This is a genomic window from Aeromonas sp. Prich7-2, from assembly GCF_017939255.1.
Classification (GTDB): Bacteria; Pseudomonadota; Gammaproteobacteria; order Enterobacterales; family Aeromonadaceae; genus Aeromonas; species Aeromonas caviae.
On sequence record NZ_JAGKRI010000048.1, the window covers coordinates 17,176 to 35,889 of the forward strand.

Here is an 18,714-nt window from a genome sequence, read left to right on the forward strand (position 1 = left end):
TATGCCTTCTAAAAAGGGATGAACTTATGTCAGTCGTTCAATACTGCAGGATGAATCCAAGCAGGCTGGGCTCACTTGCAACATTGATACTTCCGGAGCACATAAGGTTGTCGCCAGACATCGCTATGATCATCGGGGAGACATCAGAACAGCATAACGAAGTGATCCGAACTCAACAGCTTCTGTCCATGCTAAAGATTCACAGAAAGAAGATAGGGATCATTACAGGCTCACCAATTTCAGCCATTCAGTGGATGGGGACGCAAAACACCCCCGGGCGACCAACGTCGAAAATAGACCCACGTCTTGAAGGGCTTGTGATCCATACTCTGAATCTCTTCCAACCAAATTTCGATGTTATGGACCCTCTGGATCTTTACACGCAGATCGTCAGGTTCATCGTTGAATTTTACCAAGGCGATGAGCGCGAAGAAATTTCACTAAAGCATGCAGGGCAGCATCTCGGCGTACTTATGGGTAGGATTTCAAAGTGGAATCAGGCTGACGTCAGGAGATGTACCAATGCATGTAGTGGCATGGGACTCAACATCACTATCACACCCAGCATCAAAAAAATGGCTACACAGGTATACCACGCTGTCGACATCATCATTTGATCAACAAACGGAGAAATAGAAAAATGAGCAGCAAACTGATTCTTGGAGCCCTCAGCAATGAAGAGGCCTCGAGCACACCGAACAATCGGGTAACCGAACTGGGCAGACTCAGATCACATATCAAAATCGAGATCCATACCTATGAGGGTGCCGCACTGTTCTCCGGCGTAAAGCGTGAATCGGATCAGGACGGTACTGACGACAATGGTCAGAAGAAAAAATTCACCCCACACAATCTGACCATGTTGGCGCAATCAATGATGATCCTTGAAGGGGATATCCGACTCGACAATCCCTACGCAGACTTCTGGTTTGATTCAATCTGGACAGCAATCACAGAGTTCAGAGAAGAGTTGAAAACTAAAAAGCAGTCACTGATTAGCTACATGGAAGACCGGGTACCAGAGAACTTCACCTCATCTGAATCATTTTCCGTGAAACCCATAGTCTACCAGGTTCGTAGTGGTAGCCAGCTCTACTATCAGTTCCTGTATGCAGTCCTGGAAATTGATTCCTTCATTCGTCTTGTCATGCTTGCAAGCCATGTCGCACTGCTGAGCCCGAGTGCAAGAACCACTTACATTCGGGATGTTATGCGGGGTTGCCGAGCACTCATTTCGCGCGCTGCATCCTATCGACACACCCCTGTCACACGAGATGACGTTTCAGCAAATAACGAGAAAGCTCGCATGGCTGCTGAGCGCTATGAGTCGATTGGGATCTCGCCATCGATTGGTCACATGCGTGGTGAAACCCGGCATGAATTTGCCCCTGAAATCCATAACGTTGCTGAAAGGAAAAGCAACCCTGCGGACGCGTATATCGAACCTGAAATCGTGAAGGAAACAGCAGCCGAAGAGGCATGATGAAAGGAATGGGTGGCCTCTGTCTAAACTCTTTGAAGCAGATGAGCGATGACTATATAGAGGCCGAGATTTCAAATATCGTCAATGAGCTTAATTTGAAGATTCGTAATGTTCTTCCATTAATAATAATCCCACATCGGAGTTACAACAGGATTTACCTCAGATGGAAAATTATCGATGGTAGTAACAGAAGGATATCGAATTACAGTGGTTTCGATCTCCAGCTAGATGAAACAGAGAGCACTCTGGCCATAGAAACCCAAACTCAGCTCGACTATATAAACTCTCAACTAAGCCTGTTCGCCAAGCGAACAAGAAGATAGGAAGGACCCGCAATTATTGCGGGTCTTTTTTATTAGGCGGCACAGTAACAGCACGCCGCCCACGCCATTTGGGGTCGCATGCAACTGAAAAAATATGTGACACAGATCACATTCATTGCACTAATAATCCCAGCCGGTGGGGGTTATCGCCACAAGACAAGCGGCCAATAGCACGGAAGTGATCATGAAGAACGGGCCGGCACACCTCCTCAAGTACGTGTTGGCCTCACAAAGTAGACCCCATTGGGGCCACACGGATTGAGCTAAGCAACCCGCCGATTCCCATTCGGAGCCATTTATTGCATATTACGGTCCGCCAGGCTTCTGGAATGGAAGATCGCCGCAAAGTCGAGAAACACGCATAAAACATTAGAATTCAATATGTTATGATAACACGGCAAGCATTGATCGGTCCGCTTACAAGTGCCGGCGGCAATACAAGCCCAATCCGCCCTGGGGATGTGCAGGCCTACGCCAGCGCATTGGTGCTGGGCCCTCTCATTTCCCCCACACCCCCTTTAATGGTTAAGGGCAGCGCAGCCTGCCCCCTTCCTTTCGCCATTCCCCTTGCTCTTTGGTGGTCGATTAGTTCCCTTGATCAGCCCGGAGTGATCCGATAGCATTGGAATCGTCATGGTGAACATGACCTCAACAACGCCGCGCAGATCGTCGGCAAAAACGATCGGCCAGTTAGTCAGAGTAAATCTGGCCCGACGAAAGGCCCAGGGGGTGCCAGAGGCCGGAATGTAAATTCCTCCCCAACATCAAATAAAATGGCCAGGAAAAGAAACCGGCTTTTTAATTTCAAGATAAACACGAATATTATTAGGGCGCCTGGTGGCGCCTTAACTTTACCTGCAATATTGTCTATCCAGCTTTCCTTCCTATATTACTTGTTTCCCCTCCGTAGAACCCATCTCTCGCAATACCCCACTCTGCTAGATGTCGCAGTTCTTTCCGTCAAGGTTCCTCGTATAGCTCATTGCCTATTGCTGAAAAAATCACTGCCAAAACTGCACCCATTTTCCGGTATCACGTCATGGTAAAATTGGCGACTAAAATCAACCATGGACGCATTGAGATGCAGACAGTAAAAAGTGCGCTGGCAGTAGCGACAATCTGGATGATGATTGCGCAGGGTGTCACCGCGGCAACACAAGAAGATCGGTATGCAATTTCGCGTTACACCACTATCGACACCACTCCTGAAGTGCGCCAATCCAATCCGCTTCTTACCGTTGTGAGCTTTTCATTTCCGCCCACCGTTGAGACAGTAGGGCAAGCAATTAACTACACTATTCAGCAGACCGGGTACACGCTGGCCGAGATGTCTAATCTGCCGGAAAGCACGAAGGTGATGCTTACCTTACCCTTGCCAAGCGTGCAAAGAAAATTCTCATACGTCACGGTCCAAGCTGCGCTAAAGACACTTGCTGGAGATGCCTTCCTGCTTCTTGTCGACCCCGTACATCGCGTGGTCACATTTGTCCCATTACTCCATGATGCAGATCCTTCCATTATTGAAGATAACGGTGCACAACCATGAAAAAGGATAGCAATTTCCTCAGTCGAAAGAGCAGCGAGACAGATAACCTTCTTTCTTCATTTGGTGTTAAACCTACTCTTAAAAACAATCAGGACGACGACATATTGGTTAGCAACAACCAGGTTAATGACGATGCCTATCTCCAAACTGACACCGGCAAAGATAAGACAGATGATATCGATGTAGTCCATGAGATCGACCCGATGGATGTTGCCAGAGAACTTATGGGAGAAGATTCAAGTGCGGGTTGGATTGTTGGGGGAGTAGTAGAGAGCACGGAACAGACAGTCACTGATGAACACACCACAGGTACTGCACAGCATCAAGACATTCAACCTGGCAGTGACGAATTCCTTCCAGAGATTTCCCAGGATGCTTCACTCAAGAATAGTGCCGAAGAGTTAGTAGAAAGCCTTGTGCCCGTCGAACCTTCGTTGGAGTCTATTCATGCAGAGTCTAGTGATAGGCAAAAATCAAATGGCAACATCCTCCGTCGAATGAGAAAGGACAAAAAGCCTACGGTGCATCCACTCACGGAACATGAGCCTGAAAACCAATCGACTCAGGAACGTAATCAGGGACACGTACATGAGAGGTATGATGGTGACCCTATTGGTGGAAGAACCATTGCGGCGGCGTATGTCAGTTTGGCTCTTGGAATTTTCAGTTTTGGCTTAGCCAGTTACACATTTCTATCACTCCCAAAGAATCAAGACACTCAACAGATTTTCGATGATCTACGAACTGAGATGGTCGCGAGGATGGATAAAATCGAATCTAACACCGTAAAGAAAACCAATGAAACAGATGCGGTTGTAGGTGAAATTTCGCGGCATGTGCAGCAACAGGCAGCAGATTTGTCAGCTCTTAACTCAGAGCTTAACTCACTAAAGTCATCTACCGAAAAATTGTCAACGGACACCGATCTTAGTTTGACCTGGGCCAGACAGACTCGTCAGATGGTGGACAATATTCAGGAGTCTGTTGATGCATTGAGGGTTAGTCAGGAGGCCTCTCAGGCAGCCATCAATAAGATTAAGAGTGCCGGTAACCAGACTTTACCTCAAGCAGCACGAGCTGCAGAGTCACATCATACCGCCACAAAACTCCAACCAGTCAGCAAACCTGAAGTAGTCAAGGTCATCGATGGCCACACGCTCTTCGATGTTGATGATTGGGGTGGAATCCTGCTTGTCACCATGATGAATGGTGACGAAGTTAAGCGCCTTCAAATTGGTGATGAAATAGGAATGTGGCGTTTGGAGAGCGCTGAACGTCAATCGAGACAGGCTGTATTTATCCAGGGGGATAAGGTTCTCACGATCGTGGCCAGTGGGGGCTACTGATGCCAAAATGGATTTTACTTTCTGCGACAGTCTTGTTGCTGAGTGGGTGCAGCACTATCCAGAACCTTTCAAGTTCGCTAGCAAAAAGCTTCGAAGAGAAGGCTCCTGAGCCGAAGAAAGTAGCTACCGTCCCCGCTTGCTCACCACAAGACATTGCTGGCCTCCGTTCGCTTTATATTGACTCATCAAGGCCCTACTACTCTGGCGGAGCAATCTTCATTTATGGCCGGGATGGCTCGCGCTGCCTTCTACCACTGAGGTACTTACGATGAAATTTAAGCATGCAATCTTATCCGCCACTTTTGCAGGAACACTCAGCATCTCAGCACAAGCCGTAGAACTGAGGTCAGGAGCAAATTCCAATCTCACAACCATTGGCCAATCTACAACACAGCGGGATTCCGTGCCTGCAGTTAACGAAGTGCCGTCGTATCTGCAGTGGACGAATGAGGATCTGCGGCAATCAAAGGCTTGGGGGATGAAACAATCAGAATGGATGGAGTACAAGGAGTTGATGTCCACCGGACCGAATGCTGCCTATTACGCCAATAAGCCAGAACTGACTCCACCCATGGTCATGGGGATCAACGCCAAGACTGATTATGATCGCACCCGATATGCCAAGCTTTCAGTCGAAATGGAACGCGCCCGCCTGGCAAGGGAGGTTCAGTTTGATGAAGCAGTTAATCAATACATTAAGACGCTGATCCCGAACCACCCGGTTTGGATGTCTGATTTGGAGAGAAGAGCTTGGGCCAAACGTAATGCTGAATCTGGGGTGGACAGCGCCAAGGCCGCGGGCTTAAGCAACAACAGTGTAGCGGTACCGATCAAAGACACGAGAACAGTTGCCTATGCTGACGCAGAAAACTGCGATGTCAGGTGCACCGGATTCATCAAGAATCTTGCCACCCGTTCGAGCAAGCTCAACCGCCTTGATCTTTTCGTCATCAACGCCAGATCCGATGAAAATCTGTTGTCCTTCTCTCGTGCTGTCGGGATCTCAACTCAGATGCTGGCTGATGGTAAAGCGACCGTAAACTATGACAGTGGATACTACGCTCGCCTTAAACCCGCCCCAGGGTTGCCGGTGGCATATAGGGTCCAACTCAACAACACGGTTGAGTTGAAGCCATGAGGACTAGGACGATCAGTGCAACAGTCATGCTGGCCATACTCACCTTTGCCAGCCCCTCACAGGGTAGCGCCTCAACCGATGTTCAAGGCCGCCATGCAACGAAACTGGTAAAGGGAACAAAGCCCCAAGTAGCTCCAATTCCACCAGCCTACTATGAAGTAGCCATGATTAAGCGTGTGCCGGCGGATCTTCTGTATTCAATCTCATTGGCCGAAAGCAAGTTGTCGACAAACAAGGGGCGGATCGTGCCTTGGCCATGGACGGCAAACTTCAAGGGGAAAGGGTATAGGTTCAAAACTCGCGTTGCGCTGTATCAGTTTTGCAAACAGCTAATTGACCAGGGACACCGATCCGTAGACATCGGCATTGCCCAGGTGAATTGGCGTTGGCACTCTGGAAGGTTTGGCGGTGACCTTTGGGCGGCCACGGATCCATGGACGAACCTCAACGCGGCTGCTGAGTACCTATCAGAGCATTACCAAAAATCCCGAAACTGGTGGCAGGCAACCGGCCAGTATCACAATCCAAAGGATGCGGCGAAAGCCGCAGCCTATCGCAATTCGGTGTATAAACAATGGCAATATGTAAAGCAAACCATGCAATAACCGTTGTGGGGATCATGCTGGCGATGATCGCTGGCAGTGCACATGCAGAGGTGCCATCTCCAGGGGTTGTGATCTACCAGAATGAGAGTGCCTTCCCTATCAAGAATTGGGTTGATGATCAGTTTTACTCCGACTTGAAGAAACCGGACTCTCTGGATCAAATCAAGTCTAACCTCAAAACTGCCATGGAGAATTTCAAACCCTCATCTGCAGCACTGCCAAGGATCTTCCCTATTGAACCAAAACTCATAAAGCCGGTAGTTCTTCCCGGTACCCAGATGATCAAAGAGTTGCCGGACCTCCCCCAACCACTGTTCGTCATCGGCACCGACGAGTACAGCATTCGCTGGTTCCAGGCAAACCGAAAGGTGTTGGAGCAGTATGGTTCGTCAGGTGTGTTGACGAAGGTAAGGAACCAAACAGAGTGGGAGTACATGCAAAAGCTGGTGGCTCCCATGCAACTCTGGCCAATGAATGCTGATGCACTGGCCGATCAGCTAGGCGCCCCAGGCTACCCGCTTATGATCACCAAGTCTGGTTTTTTTCAGTAGCTAGTCCGAGATGGCAACCCCCCATCTGCCGCCACCATGCCGGAGCCCCTTGCTCACCGGCGGGATCCCCTCCCCCGATATCTCATATATGGAATGCATCCATGACTGCCAAATTTGAAATCGAATCCCTGCTACGCCCGCCTGTTGAGCTCTATAGCTCTGCGATCATGTCCGGGGGAGCAGCACTGTGCATGTGGGCGCCTCACACTCTCATGATGACGCCATCGGTCAGCTATGCCTGTGGCAGCATATTGGCGGCCGGGGCCCTCAGCAGGTTTCACGACGGATGGACCGTCAGCAAGTATCATCGCAACCTTACGCGCCTCAGTTACTACGAGATGAAGCCCCAGGACGTTCCATGTTCGCAACGTCTCAACTGGATCGGCCGCGGTTTTGAGTGGAAGCCCATTCACACACAACGGATGATTGAGGCGCAATCCATCAAGGCGATGAAGTACCTGGAGCCCAGCAATCTAAGTAAGCTGGCCCGCCGGGCAGAAATTACCTTGGAGGGGAAAGGGCTGTTGGCAGAGTCGATCGCCAAAGCGCTTCGCAAAGACAGTCCATGGAACCCTGTCCGCCCCCTCCCCCCCGTTGGGGGATCGCCGATCATGCATGCAGTTGAGCCTCATGAAAGGGATGTCTACGAAGACCTTGGAGAACGGGTTGCTCACAAAATCGTGATTGGTACAACGCGTGTAGGGAAAACCCGAGCCGCCGAGATATATGTCGCATCAGATATTGCCCGCGGCGACGGCTGCACGGTCTTCATGGACCCCAAATCTGACGCAGGCATCCTTAAGCGCCTCTATACGGAAGCCAAGAGGCATAACCGCCCGTTCTACATCTTCCACTTAGGGTTCCCCGACATCAGCTGCCGCTATAACGCCGTGGGCTCATTCGCCAGGATTTCAGAAGTGGCCACCCGAGCCACCAGCCAACTAGCCAGTGAGGGAAACAGTGCTGCATTTGCGGAGTTCTCTTGGCGATTCGTAAACATCGTTGCACAAGCCAGGGTTGCAATGGGTAGTCGGCCGAGTTATGTGCAGATCCAAGGCGATATTGCTGACATGGAGCCGCTATTCAACGACTACAGCGAGTATTACTTCGAGAAGCACCGGATTGCTCGCTGGCGTGAGGATGTGAGCACTATTGAGTTGAACATGAAGGCTCCACCCCGGCACATGCAAAGCCGGACCAAGCGAACAGCAGCCCTGGAAGCCTACATAAAGGGGAAACGTATCTTTGATCCTGTGCTGCTGGCCCTGCTATCCGCAATTCAGTACGACAAGACCTACTTTGACAAGCTGACTGCATCCTTGCTGCCGTTCGTAGAGAAGGTCACATCTGGCCGGCTGGTTGAGCTGGTGGCCCCAACATACGACGCTAAAGACTCTCGACCCATCATCGACTGGATGACCATCATGCGGCAAAAGGCAGTGGTCTATATCGGTTTGGATGCCATGACAGATAAGACCGTAGCTGAAGCCATTGGCGGTTCCATGCTGTCCGACCTGCTCTCTACCTGTGGCTATCTGTATAAATACGGGATGGAGAAGGGGCTTGTGGACGCAAAAAATGGCGTGTTGCCGAAGGTTTACCTCCACTGCGATGAATTCAATGAATTGGCGACAGACTTCGCTATCCCGATTCTCAACAAGTCCGGTGGCTCTGGCGTGAGGTTTACAGCCTACACCCAGTCAGTGTTCGACCTAGAGGCCAAACTAGGCGATGCTGCCAAAGCCCAGCAAATGCTGTCAAACTTCAATGCGATCATCATGCTGCGTGTCAAGACAATAGAAACAGCTGAGCTTCTCACCAACCAGTTGCCAGAGGTCACGATCAGCGAGTTGGGCGCATTGAGCTCTGCACGTGATAACTCCGACGTGACCAGTACCATTCACTTCGAGTCGAACAACTCGGACACCATCGCTACACGCCAGGTTCCACTACTACAACCCTCCGACATTATTCGCCTGCCCAAGGGGCAGGCCTTCGCTCTACTCGATGGCGCCAAGCTCTACAAGCTGCGTTTCCCGCTGATGGATGACAAGAAAGACAACATACCGATCCCGAAAGACGTGGAAGAGATCTGTGCATTGATGGAATCGAACTATCAGACCTCGGATAGCTGGTATAACAACTTGAGATCCTGGAAGAGCATAGACAGGCCAACCGCGGCCAATAACCCGTTTGGTCAGACTGCAGCTGGCCTCCCCGATGAACTGGCTGCGAGGGTTGCCTGATGGCCACACCGAATGAACGGATCGATATCCTCTCGTTTGTCATCATCTCCATCGGAATGGTGGTAGGGGCCACCGTCACCGGCGTCATTATTGAATGGTGCGGCATGATATGGTTCTGGCCTGAGCAAGGAGCCCAGCACGCCCTCAAAATGGTGATCGATGAGGCGGGATATCTGAATGAAGACTTCGTTAATGCAGCGCTGTTTGGTTGGACACCGACTGAGGCTATCCATTACATCACACAGGCCGTAACCGGTTCCCCTATGGGCCCCGATGTTTTAGACCCCGCGAGGTACCGATGGCTCACCTCTTGGTCTGCTTCGATTGCTGTTTTCGAACAGTACCTGCTCGCGGCCATCTACATCACAATCGTCTGCCTAATCCGTGCGGTGATCTTGCTGTTTACGTTGCCACTGTATGGGCTATTCATGTTTGTGGCCTTCTTTGATGGGTTGATGCTCAGGGATCTACGCAAATACGGAGGTGCCCGGGAGTCTGGGTTAAGGCACCACTACGCCAAGCGTATGATTTTACCGTGCATGTGGTGTGGGTGGGGGCTGTACTTGGCCATTCCATTCACAATCCACCCCAACTGGATATTGGTACCGAGTGCAGTGCTGTCCTCTGTATCCCTCTGGTTGGCTGTAAGGTTCTTCAAAAAGCATCTGTAATGGAGGTACCCATGACCAGATCCCAGGTCGTAGCCATCCTATCCAGGGTGAGCAGTCTGGAGACATCGCAAGCATTGGAGTTGCTTGCTGATAGCCACGAATCATCCCTCAGCATGAAAGAGTTGTTGTTTGTCTGGGACCGAATATCTACGTGCCTTGATCATCAGCATGCAGGGAACGACTCGGATGCCCTTCTGCGGCTAGAGCAACTAGGGAAAGTGCGAACAAGTATCCCACGAACAAAAAATGAAAATTTTAGTCATTTAATATCAATGGGTTACCAGTAAATGCTCTCGTGCCATATGACTTATTCGCACCTTCCCTAGAGCAAGAGTTGGCCGCCATCGGTACCTACCAAATCCTGGACGCCGGCGAATAGCGCGATCCGAAACTCACTGCGGGGCAAAATGCCCCGCCTTCTTCTCACATACGGTGCTTGATAGGGGGGGGCCTGCCTTTCGTCAACCACCCACCAATGGTGTTACCATGATTGTTCTTCCTTCCCTACCCTCATTCACTGAGCCGCTTTCCTCTCTTCTTCTACACCTGCAGGCCTGGCCGATTCTGGTTCTACTTGTACTGCTCGTCATGCTCGCATTTGTAAACCCAACCCGCAGGCCAAGGGGTAAAAAAGGAAGACATGAGGTACGGATAGAGCAATCGGGTTCTGTACTGGCAAAAATTCGGGGATTATCGACGTGGCAGGCCCAGATAGCCTACCTCCGCAAGATCGACCCATACACATTTGAGGAGCTCATTCTGAGCGCATTGGAACTGAAGGGAATGATGATCATCCGAAACAAAAGCTATTCCCGAGATGGGGGGGTTGATGGAAAGGCGGTCATAAGCGGTGAACTGGTACTAATCCAGGCAAAACGCTACCAAAAATTCATCAGCACAGACCATGTGAGAGCATTTGCTGAGCAATGCCGGCAGCAGGAATGTAAAGGCCTGTTCATTCACACTGGACGAACGCCGAAATCAGCTTGGCACGCGGTCAAGGGATCCCCTGTCACTATCATCAGCGGCCCACAACTCATCGAGTTTCTCACATAACTGCCGGTGATCCATCAACTGAGAGAGCCAGGGATGGTCCACCAGCCCCCCCTTCTTGCTAGACCTCTTGGGGTTGCGTTGTCCAGCATCATGGTAGGTTCATCCCATCGAAATCAGCCTAGAAGAGGTCGGAGATCATGAGACATGGACCAACGAGTAAAGACATCGCGAAAGCGCATGTAGATGTGATTCCCGGGTGGGTCATTACCATCTCTATCTGTATGGCTGCGGCCATAGTTCGTCTTGCCTGTGGCTTGGATGATGTTTGGCAACATGAAGATTTCGTTGGATACTTTTCTCTCTGGTCAATTCCGTGGCTAATAGCTGCGGTTGGGATCTTGGCGAGCTTGTCACACAACGGAGAAATCAATAAGCGGGCCCGGGAAATTTACCGACATAGAAAGGGCCAGGAATTCGCCGCTCGCTATTAATTGTTGACATCGGAGCTGCGTGCTCTGGCGTGTCCCAGCGCAGCGCAAAGCCCCCATCGTAGGGGCTCGCGCCACCGAGACTTTAGGATGGCCACCCATTAGTGGCCCCCCCCCAACTATCCTTACTCCCCCCCCCCGACATGATCACGACAGCAGATCCTCATTCGTGATTGCGACCTGTCATTCCTAGATTAACCAAGCCGGGAGCGCACCAGGAGTTGCGTCATTCAGCAATATGGTACATTCAACTAATCGAAATATTATCTATCCGACCAAAGAGAGAACATCATGAGCATCAAAGGAATTCCCAAAGTACGAATGCAAGCAAAGGGTCTGTACCATTCCGGAAATGTCGACGCAGCCCAGACCCTGACTGACATGGCCGATGCTTATGAATACCTGGCAGCTGAGTATGGACGGGTCATGGTGCAGGCCGGGTACAGCGCGTCTCGCGAAGAATGCAAGAATGAAGCTCTGGCTTGGCTAGATCCGACAAAGCGCCCGGTAGTTGAAGAAGGTGGTATCTGAATGGCCACAAAGAACGCTCCGTTTTACAGCCTGCGAGCAGGCAAAGACCGTGATATAAAAAGCCACCGAACCCGTGATGCAGCAATTAATGCCGCTAAGGAACATGGACAAATCTGGATAACTCAAACAGGGACTCAGCGGCAAGTTCACGAAATTTCTGGCGGGGGGTGGAGGACTTTTAAGCCTGACGGCCTTGCCCCTGACCTCCGTGCAGAGCTCGAGCGCCTCGGGCTGATTTAATGAGGGGAATATCATGACTGCTGAAACGGATAAGGGGTCTGACGCTCAGTGGAACGAAAACTCACGTTAAGCAACGTTTTCTGCCTCTGACGCCTCTTTTAATGGTCTCAGATGTCCTTTGGTCACCAGTTCTGCCAGCGTGAAGGAATAATGGCCGAGCATATTGATATGTCCGTGGCAAAGCGGGGAGAGGCGTGCGATATCTTCATCATTCAGTGTTTCACCCTGCGCCCGGAGATGATCCAGGGCTGCCTGCATATAAATAGTGTTCCATAACACGACGGCGTTAGTGACCAGCCCCAGTGTGCCCAGTTGATCTTCCTGACCGTCGGTATATCGTTTTCTTATCTCACCTTTTTGACCGTGACAGATGGCTCTGGCAACGGCATGGCGACTTTCTCCCCGATTAAGCTGGGTCAGAATGCGCCGGCGGTAATCTTCATCATCAATATAATTAAGCAGATACAGCGTTTTGTTGATGCGCCCCACTTCAATGATTGCCTGAGTCAGTCCGGAAGGACGTTCACTTTTCAGCAATGAACGGACCAGCACTGAAACCTGTACTTTGCCCAGCTTCAGGGAGCCAGCGGTCCGGATCATTTCGTCCCACTGAAGGACTATTTTTCGGGGATCTGATTGCCCTCTGGCAATATCATTCAGCACGCCATAGTCGGCATCATGGTCCATTCGCCAGAAAACCGAAGCACCGGCATCAGCCAGGCGTGGAGAAAACTGGTATCCCAGCAGCCAGAAAAGGCCAAAGACAAGTTCGCTGGCACCTGCTGTATCGGTCATAATTTCGGTTGGATTCAGCCCGGTCTCCTGTTCCAGAAGACCTTCCAGCACAAAGATAGAGTCCCTCAGCGTCCCCGGTATAACGATGCCATGAAAGCCGGAATACTGATCGGACACAAAGTTGTACCAGGTGATCCCTCTGTTATTACCAAAGTATTTGCGGTTCGGTCCGGCATTGATTGTTCTGACTGGCGTAACAAAGCGCATTCCATCTGCAGATGCCACTTCTCCTCCACCCCATATCTGTGCCAGTGGCAGCGTTGCCTGAAAATCAACCAGTCTGGCATTAGCGCTGGTGATAGTTTCAGCCCGCAGATAGTTCGCTTTTGTCCAGTTCAGCCGGTGTCGGGTCAGTGCAGGAACATTTGATCTGATCAGTGGTTCCAGACCGATATTGCAGGCTTCAGCCATCAGCACGGCGCTGATGCTGACGGGCAGATCATCAACTCTGGCACTGGCTTCACTAGCATGGAAAAACTCATCAGCAAATCCGGTATGGGCGTTAATTTCGAGCAGCAACTCCGTTAAATCCACCGGAGGGAGTAGATCACTGATCATTTTGCTCAGTCGTTTCAGACTGTCCGGCTCATCAAGACTGGCGAGGGGAGAAATTGTCAACCGGGGCTTCGGGCCAGAAACATCGAGTTCGACAGCCTCATTTTCGCAAAGACGTGCAGCAACCTGTCTGTAACGACTATCAAGCTGATGACCCAGAGATTTTATTGCTTCCTGCGGGTCTGTCGGGTGCCCCAAAGAACGATAAACCTTAATCCGGTTTGCCTGCCAGTCAGCACCCTGTAGTAATCTTGCACGAGGATCTCCCCACCGGTTACTGCCGGTAACGTAGACATCCCTCCGCCTCAGACTATCCTGCAGTTTACTGAGAAAGCAGAGCGTGTATCCCCTGCGGGTGATATGTTTTTCCTTGTTAATCACCAGCCGTTTCCATGACCGACTGATAATTTCCGTTGGTGCGTCGTCAAAAAACTGCCGCCGTGAGCTGAACTCCCGGCTGAGGTAGTCACAGGCATTCAGAGTGGTAACCCCGGCAGGTGCGGATGAAAATTTAACGGTATTCAGCAGATGGGGCAGGAAACGACGAACGCGCCCGTACTGCTCCACCATTTCTTCATGAAAATTATCGTCTGAGGGCCGGGCAATTTCACGGACAAGCGTGATGATTTCAGCCAGCTTTTGCCTTGGGATGTAGCTGAACACCTCAGCACGAATCGATTCGTCCGGTGTTTCTTCTTTCAGCAGGTACGAACATGCGCTGGCGAGCGCCAATGCAGATTTATCCAGATCCTTCAGCGAGCGGAGCCGTTTTTTCTGCCCAATCTTTCTGGCGTCACGGATGATAACGGCCAGCATGGCGTCCAGAACGTCCAATGCATCATCCAGCGCCAGCGTTTCCCATGCAAGGACAAAGGCAACCAGAACCGCCATCCTTTTCTGCGGTGACATCCTGGCAATATTGAACACCGAAGTCATACCAGCATAACGTGCGAGATTTTTCAGGCGCACAGCCGGGAGTGTACTCAGGTTTTCAGCATGCAGGCCAAAATCGTTCAGAGTTTTCCAGCGTTCAATTGCTTCATTAAACGCCGGACCACTGATGGTCACAGGGCCCTTTTTCAGTGATTCCAGTAAAGACAGGCGGCTGCAATCAGTTGGCCCCAGCAGCATCTCCAGCTGTGAACGCTGTTCGGCTGACGGTATCAGTGCCAGTTTGTTCCACAGGCGCAACGTCGCCTTTTCCCTTACCTCTGAAATCAACCGGGTCAGCGTAGTGGCTCCGGGGAGAATAATACGATGTTGCATAAGCCACCCTGTCGCCAGATCGAAAAGCAGGCCAGGACGTTCGTTGCTTATCCAGCTCCGGGTATATAAAAGACGGGTAAGGCGAAATGTCCAGGGCCAGGCAAATTCACGATACTGATAGTGCTGACGTATCAGCGCTGCATGCTCACGGCGGGTATTTTCCCTCTGACCGTATTCTGCAAGAACGGTGATATCACGAATCCCGAGCTGTCTGGCGGTAAAATGCCGGACGCCGGAAGGAATATGATTCATATCGGTGAGGAAGGTGCCCAGAAAACGGACACATCCAATTTGCAGGGCAATGCCCAGACGGTTGTGATCACCTCTGCTTTTTCCGATAAATTCCTTGTCTGCTTCATCAAGGTGAAAATATCGTGCCAGCTGAAGCTCATCCGGTTCACCGGTGAATCTGCCATAGCTTTCAGTCTGCTCAGTGGTCAGAAAGTCAACGGGCATATCGGCCTCCCTGCCTGACGGGCATTTAGTAACATTTTTCCAACCGTACGAAATGTTATAAATTATCGGACATCGTAAAACTGTTACATTAATATGTCTATTAAATCGTAAATTTGTAATAATAGACATGAGTTGTCCGATATTCGATTTAAGGTACATTTTTATGCGACTTTTTGGTTACGCTCGGGTCTCAACCAGTCAGCAGTCTCTTGATCTTCAGGTCAGAGCACTCAAAGACGCAGGTGTGAAAGCAAACCGTATATTTACCGATAAGGCATCCGGCAGTTCAACAGACCGGGAAGGGCTGGATTTGCTGAGGATGAAGGTGGAGGAAGGTGATGTCATTCTGGTTAAGAAGCTCGACCGTCTTGGCCGCGACACTGCCGATATGATCCAACTGATAAAGGAATTTGACGCTCAGGGCGTGGCAGTCCGGTTCATTGATGACGGGATCAGTACCGACGGTGATATGGGGCAAATGGTGGTCACCATCCTGTCGGCTGTGGCACAGGCTGAACGCCGGAGGATCCTAGAACGCACGAATGAGGGCCGACAGGAAGCAAAGCTGAAAGGAATCAAATTTGGCCGCAGGCGTACCGTGAACAGGAACGTCGTGCTGACGCTTCATCAGAAGGGCACTGGTGCAACGGAAATTGCTCATCAGCTCAGTATTGCCCGCTCCACGGTTTATAAAATTCTTGAAGACGAAAGGGCCTCGTGATACGCCTATTTTTATAGGTTAATGTCATGATAATAATGGTTTCTTAGACGTCAGGTGGCACTTTTCGGGGAAATGTGCGCGGAACCCCTATTTGTTTATTTTTCTAAATACATTCAAATATGTATCCGCTCATGAGACAATAACCCTGGTAAATGCTTCAATAATATTGAAAAAGGAAGAGTATGAGTATTCAACATTTTCGTGTCGCCCTTATTCCCTTTTTTGCGGCATTTTGCCTTCCTGTTTTTGCTCACCCAGAAACGCTGGTGAAAGTAAAAGATGCTGAAGATCAGTTGGGTGCACGAGTGGGTTACATCGAACTGGATCTCAACAGCGGTAAGATCCTTGAGAGTTTTCGCCCCGAAGAACGTTTTCCAATGATGAGCACTTTTAAAGTTCTGCTATGTGGTGCGGTATTATCCCGTGTTGACGCCGGGCAAGAGCAACTCGGTCGCCGCATACACTATTCTCAGAATGACTTGGTTGAGTACTCACCAGTCACAGAAAAGCATCTTACGGATGGCATGACAGTAAGAGAATTATGCAGTGCTGCCATAACCATGAGTGATAACACTGCTGCCAACTTACTTCTGACAACGATCGGAGGACCGAAGGAGCTAACCGCTTTTTTGCACAACATGGGGGATCATGTAACTCGCCTTGATCGTTGGGAACCGGAGCTGAATGAAGCCATACCAAACGACGAGCGTGACACCACGATGCCTGCAGCAATGGCAACAACGTTGCGCAAACTATTAACTGGCGAACTACTTACTCTAGCTTCCCGGCAACAATTAATAGACTGGATGGAGGCGGATAAAGTTGCAGGACCACTTCTGCGCTCGGCCCTTCCGGCTGGCTGGTTTATTGCTGATAAATCTGGAGCCGGTGAGCGTGGGTCTCGCGGTATCATTGCAGCACTGGGGCCAGATGGTAAGCCCTCCCGTATCGTAGTTATCTACACGACGGGGAGTCAGGCAACTATGGATGAACGAAATAGACAGATCGCTGAGATAGGTGCCTCACTGATTAAGCATTGGTAACTGTCAGACCAAGTTTACTCATATATACTTTAGATTGATTTAAAACTTCATTTTTAATTTAAAAGGATCTAGGTGAAGATCCTTTTTGATAATCTCATGACCAAAATCCCTTAACGTGAGTTTTCGTTCCACTGAGCGTCAGACCCCGATAAGCACTGCCTTGCACCGAATGTTGACCATTATGAATCTGTTCAGACCATTGTCGACACTGATGGTCTGCATCTGTGTTGCGAATGCCATTCAGACGTGTCTTTCACCAGCGAACCGCTGGCTGGCGGGTTTCTCTTCGAATGCCAAGAGTGCGGTCGCTTGTACCACAGCGGGCCTACTCATAGCGACGAAGACATGGTTAGGGTGAACAAGCTTTTGGCAGCGATCAACATAGAGAAGTAAACTGGGGAACAGATATGGAAGTGCGCGACATTATCGAGCTTCTGCGTGCCGGATGGAAACTTGCCAACCGGGGGACGGGGTGGTACCTGTCCTCCCCCCATAAGCCATATCAGAAAAGCGAGCAGCATCTCATTTGCGACGAATTGGTGAATGAAATTGAAAGGGCTGGAGTGATCAAAAAAGCAATGCCGCACAACACCATTCACGCCGTTCTTGTAGATGAACAGAGTTAATCAGGGAGAATAGATTTGCCATGAAGTTCATCACTGATGTTTTACCTGGTGAATGCGTGATTCTGACCCCCTCATTAATTCACTGTCAGTTGCAGATCGTCGACCTGTTCGACAAGGCCGTAGTCATCTTTGAATACTCCCCTCCGGCGGAAGGTTGGACACATGAAAGCCTGTGTGCTCTCGATATCCCCCTGGAGCGGCTTCAGGGAGCGAATGCATACCTTGGCGATGCCTGGGTAGGTTCAACAGAGGTATAGGGAGCAAACGCTTTGCAAACACCCGGGTTTGACATTGTGTACCAGGACGAGACCATGCTGATCCTTCTGGATCTTGACCGCGGCGCAACTATCACCAACAGCGCCGAACAGGTAGTGCGCTTAGTTGATGGGTTGGTCGACGGAATTGGAAAGCGACGTCTGATTTATAGAGATACCGCAGGGCGTTATGACGAAATCCTTGTCGATAGTGGTGTGTTTCGCGGGTTCAAAGCCTGCTCTATCTCACAGCAGGACTTTCTCCGTGGACTGTTACTGAAGTCCCTATAGCATCCCGTTCGCCGAGAACCGCCGGCAGGATGAATTTGACTCCCCCCCCTCCCCGCTCTTCCCATCAATCACACAATCCCAGGCACCGGCCACCACATAGGTCCGGTGCACTCACCAAATCTTTTTGAAGCTGTCCAGGTGCTTGCCGCCCGGGGGGCCCCCCTTGCATTGCAAAAAAGCACTTTATCCTGTCACCAACTTATCAAAAACAATGGGGGGACCCTATGGACTTCAGCAAAGCAATCGCCACCACCATAGACCTGCCGGTGCAGGTTAGCGAACGGGAAAAAATTCTGAACTACGCAGAGTGCAAGCCACTGACGTTGGCTCAGCGTGATGATTTCCTATCAAAATGCCGGCACTTCCCAGGTGATATTTTCATTATCAACGACCACTGTTTCTCCATTATCTGTCATTCAGACGTGGAGTGGGTATTGGTGCCGTTGAACCAACAGGCCAGCGAGCTATACCGGCATCGATACTTGATCGACTCCAGCGAACTGCACCATCGCAGCCTTACTATTCACTAATGTTGAGAGGAAT

The 18,714-nt window shown here is 50.4% G+C and carries 18 protein-coding genes; 17 read left to right on the plus strand and 1 reads right to left on the minus strand.

Annotated elements, in window-relative coordinates; all coding sequences use genetic code 11:
- The first annotated feature begins 26 nt into the window (after window positions 1–26).
- The 11 genes from J9892_RS09915 (at window position 27) to J9892_RS09965 (ending at window position 11,924) form a co-directional block, all read left to right on the plus strand.
- Window positions 27–617 (plus strand): hypothetical protein, encoded by a 591-nt coding sequence (locus tag J9892_RS09915; protein ID WP_210538256.1) that lies wholly within the window; start codon window positions 27–29, stop codon window positions 615–617.
- A gap of 23 nt (window positions 618–640) precedes the next feature.
- On the plus strand, window positions 641–1,483 hold the full coding sequence (locus J9892_RS09920; RefSeq protein WP_210538257.1) for a PFL_4669 family integrating conjugative element protein: 843 nt from the start codon (window positions 641–643) through the stop codon (window positions 1,481–1,483).
- Window positions 1,484–2,887: 1,404 nt separating this feature from the next.
- Window positions 2,888–3,352, plus strand: coding sequence for a hypothetical protein (locus tag J9892_RS09925; RefSeq protein ID WP_210538258.1), 465 nt, complete (start codon window positions 2,888–2,890; stop codon window positions 3,350–3,352).
- Window positions 3,349–4,698: a hypothetical protein gene (locus tag J9892_RS09930; RefSeq protein ID WP_210538259.1), complete on the plus strand. Its 1,350-nt coding sequence runs from the start codon at window positions 3,349–3,351 to the stop codon at window positions 4,696–4,698. The genes J9892_RS09925 and J9892_RS09930 overlap by 4 nt, the downstream gene beginning before the upstream one ends.
- Before the next feature lie 268 nt (window positions 4,699–4,966).
- Window positions 4,967–5,836: a hypothetical protein gene (locus tag J9892_RS09935; protein WP_210538260.1), complete on the plus strand. Its 870-nt coding sequence runs from the start codon at window positions 4,967–4,969 to the stop codon at window positions 5,834–5,836.
- Window positions 5,837–5,862: 26 nt separating this feature from the next.
- Entirely contained in the window at window positions 5,863–6,441 is a 579-nt protein-coding gene (locus J9892_RS09940) for a transglycosylase SLT domain-containing protein (protein ID WP_210538261.1), read from the plus strand.
- A 14-nt stretch (window positions 6,442–6,455) separates the two neighbouring features.
- A complete protein-coding gene (locus J9892_RS09945; RefSeq protein ID WP_210538262.1) occupies window positions 6,456–6,992 on the plus strand; it encodes a PFL_4695 family integrating conjugative element protein in 537 nt (178 codons plus the stop codon).
- 101 nt (window positions 6,993–7,093) lie between these two features.
- Window positions 7,094–9,238, plus strand: a complete 2,145-nt coding sequence (traD, locus tag J9892_RS09950; RefSeq protein WP_210538263.1) for a type IV conjugative transfer system coupling protein TraD — start codon at window positions 7,094–7,096, stop codon at window positions 9,236–9,238.
- Entirely contained in the window at window positions 9,238–9,909 is a 672-nt protein-coding gene (locus J9892_RS09955; protein ID WP_210538264.1) for a DUF4400 domain-containing protein, read from the plus strand. The genes traD and J9892_RS09955 overlap by 1 nt, the downstream gene beginning before the upstream one ends.
- 486 nt (window positions 9,910–10,395) lie before the next feature.
- The gene (locus tag J9892_RS09960) at window positions 10,396–10,965 is read left to right on the plus strand and encodes a restriction endonuclease (protein ID WP_210538265.1); all 570 of its coding nucleotides are present in this window, start codon (window positions 10,396–10,398) and stop codon (window positions 10,963–10,965) included.
- Between the two features lie 719 nt (window positions 10,966–11,684).
- A complete protein-coding gene (locus J9892_RS09965) occupies window positions 11,685–11,924 on the plus strand; it encodes a hypothetical protein (protein WP_160838349.1) in 240 nt (79 codons plus the stop codon).
- A gap of 306 nt (window positions 11,925–12,230) precedes the next feature.
- On the opposite strand, the gene J9892_RS09970 is transcribed toward J9892_RS09965, so the two are convergent.
- Window positions 12,231–15,236: a Tn3-like element Tn3 family transposase gene (locus J9892_RS09970; protein ID WP_001143760.1), complete on the minus strand. Its 3,006-nt coding sequence runs from the start codon at window positions 15,234–15,236 to the stop codon at window positions 12,231–12,233.
- 163 nt (window positions 15,237–15,399) lie between these two features.
- On the opposite strand from J9892_RS09970, the gene J9892_RS09975 reads away from it, so the two are divergent.
- The 6 genes from J9892_RS09975 to J9892_RS10000 all read left to right on the plus strand — a co-directional run bounded on the left by J9892_RS09975 (window position 15,400) and on the right by J9892_RS10000 (window position 18,701).
- A complete protein-coding gene (locus J9892_RS09975) occupies window positions 15,400–15,957 on the plus strand; it encodes a recombinase family protein (RefSeq protein WP_033147151.1) in 558 nt (185 codons plus the stop codon).
- Between the two features lie 182 nt (window positions 15,958–16,139).
- On the plus strand, window positions 16,140–17,000 hold the full coding sequence (locus J9892_RS09980; RefSeq protein ID WP_000027057.1) for a broad-spectrum class A beta-lactamase TEM-1: 861 nt from the start codon (window positions 16,140–16,142) through the stop codon (window positions 16,998–17,000).
- Window positions 17,001–17,407: 407 nt separating this feature from the next.
- Entirely contained in the window at window positions 17,408–17,626 is a 219-nt protein-coding gene (locus tag J9892_RS09985) for a hypothetical protein (RefSeq protein ID WP_210538266.1), read from the plus strand.
- Window positions 17,627–17,646: 20 nt separating this feature from the next.
- Entirely contained in the window at window positions 17,647–17,883 is a 237-nt protein-coding gene (locus tag J9892_RS09990; protein ID WP_210538267.1) for a hypothetical protein, read from the plus strand.
- A gap of 54 nt (window positions 17,884–17,937) precedes the next feature.
- Window positions 17,938–18,171, plus strand: coding sequence for a hypothetical protein (locus tag J9892_RS09995; protein ID WP_210538268.1), 234 nt, complete (start codon window positions 17,938–17,940; stop codon window positions 18,169–18,171).
- Between the two features lie 224 nt (window positions 18,172–18,395).
- The gene (locus J9892_RS10000) at window positions 18,396–18,701 is read left to right on the plus strand and encodes a hypothetical protein (RefSeq protein ID WP_210538269.1); all 306 of its coding nucleotides are present in this window, start codon (window positions 18,396–18,398) and stop codon (window positions 18,699–18,701) included.
- The last annotated feature ends 13 nt before the right edge of the window (window positions 18,702–18,714 follow it).

What these genes read in the sequence shown, in the direction of transcription:
- J9892_RS09975 (WP_033147151.1), top strand. Translation starts at nt 15,400, where the DNA reads ATGCGACTTTTTGGTTACGCTCGGGTCTCAACCAGTCAGCAGTCTCTT.
- J9892_RS09985 (WP_210538266.1), top strand. Translation starts at nt 17,408, where the DNA reads ATGGAAGTGCGCGACATTATCGAGCTTCTGCGTGCCGGATGGAAACTT.
- J9892_RS09970 (WP_001143760.1), bottom strand. Translation starts at nt 15,236, where the DNA reads ATGCCCGTTGACTTTCTGACCACTGAGCAGACTGAAAGCTATGGCAGA.
- traD (WP_210538263.1), top strand. Translation starts at nt 7,094, where the DNA reads ATGACTGCCAAATTTGAAATCGAATCCCTGCTACGCCCGCCTGTTGAG.
- J9892_RS09955 (WP_210538264.1), top strand. Translation starts at nt 9,238, where the DNA reads ATGGCCACACCGAATGAACGGATCGATATCCTCTCGTTTGTCATCATC.
- J9892_RS09990 (WP_210538267.1), top strand. Translation starts at nt 17,647, where the DNA reads ATGAAGTTCATCACTGATGTTTTACCTGGTGAATGCGTGATTCTGACC.
- J9892_RS09930 (WP_210538259.1), top strand. Translation starts at nt 3,349, where the DNA reads ATGAAAAAGGATAGCAATTTCCTCAGTCGAAAGAGCAGCGAGACAGAT.
- J9892_RS09935 (WP_210538260.1), top strand. Translation starts at nt 4,967, where the DNA reads ATGAAATTTAAGCATGCAATCTTATCCGCCACTTTTGCAGGAACACTC.
- J9892_RS09995 (WP_210538268.1), top strand. Translation starts at nt 17,938, where the DNA reads ATGCTGATCCTTCTGGATCTTGACCGCGGCGCAACTATCACCAACAGC.
- J9892_RS09920 (WP_210538257.1), top strand. Translation starts at nt 641, where the DNA reads ATGAGCAGCAAACTGATTCTTGGAGCCCTCAGCAATGAAGAGGCCTCG.
- J9892_RS09940 (WP_210538261.1), top strand. Translation starts at nt 5,863, where the DNA reads ATGCTGGCCATACTCACCTTTGCCAGCCCCTCACAGGGTAGCGCCTCA.
- J9892_RS09965 (WP_160838349.1), top strand. Translation starts at nt 11,685, where the DNA reads ATGAGCATCAAAGGAATTCCCAAAGTACGAATGCAAGCAAAGGGTCTG.
- J9892_RS09980 (WP_000027057.1), top strand. Translation starts at nt 16,140, where the DNA reads ATGAGTATTCAACATTTTCGTGTCGCCCTTATTCCCTTTTTTGCGGCA.
- J9892_RS09915 (WP_210538256.1), top strand. Translation starts at nt 27, where the DNA reads ATGTCAGTCGTTCAATACTGCAGGATGAATCCAAGCAGGCTGGGCTCA.
- J9892_RS09925 (WP_210538258.1), top strand. Translation starts at nt 2,888, where the DNA reads ATGCAGACAGTAAAAAGTGCGCTGGCAGTAGCGACAATCTGGATGATG.
- J9892_RS09960 (WP_210538265.1), top strand. Translation starts at nt 10,396, where the DNA reads ATGATTGTTCTTCCTTCCCTACCCTCATTCACTGAGCCGCTTTCCTCT.
- J9892_RS09945 (WP_210538262.1), top strand. Translation starts at nt 6,456, where the DNA reads ATGCTGGCGATGATCGCTGGCAGTGCACATGCAGAGGTGCCATCTCCA.
- J9892_RS10000 (WP_210538269.1), top strand. Translation starts at nt 18,396, where the DNA reads ATGGACTTCAGCAAAGCAATCGCCACCACCATAGACCTGCCGGTGCAG.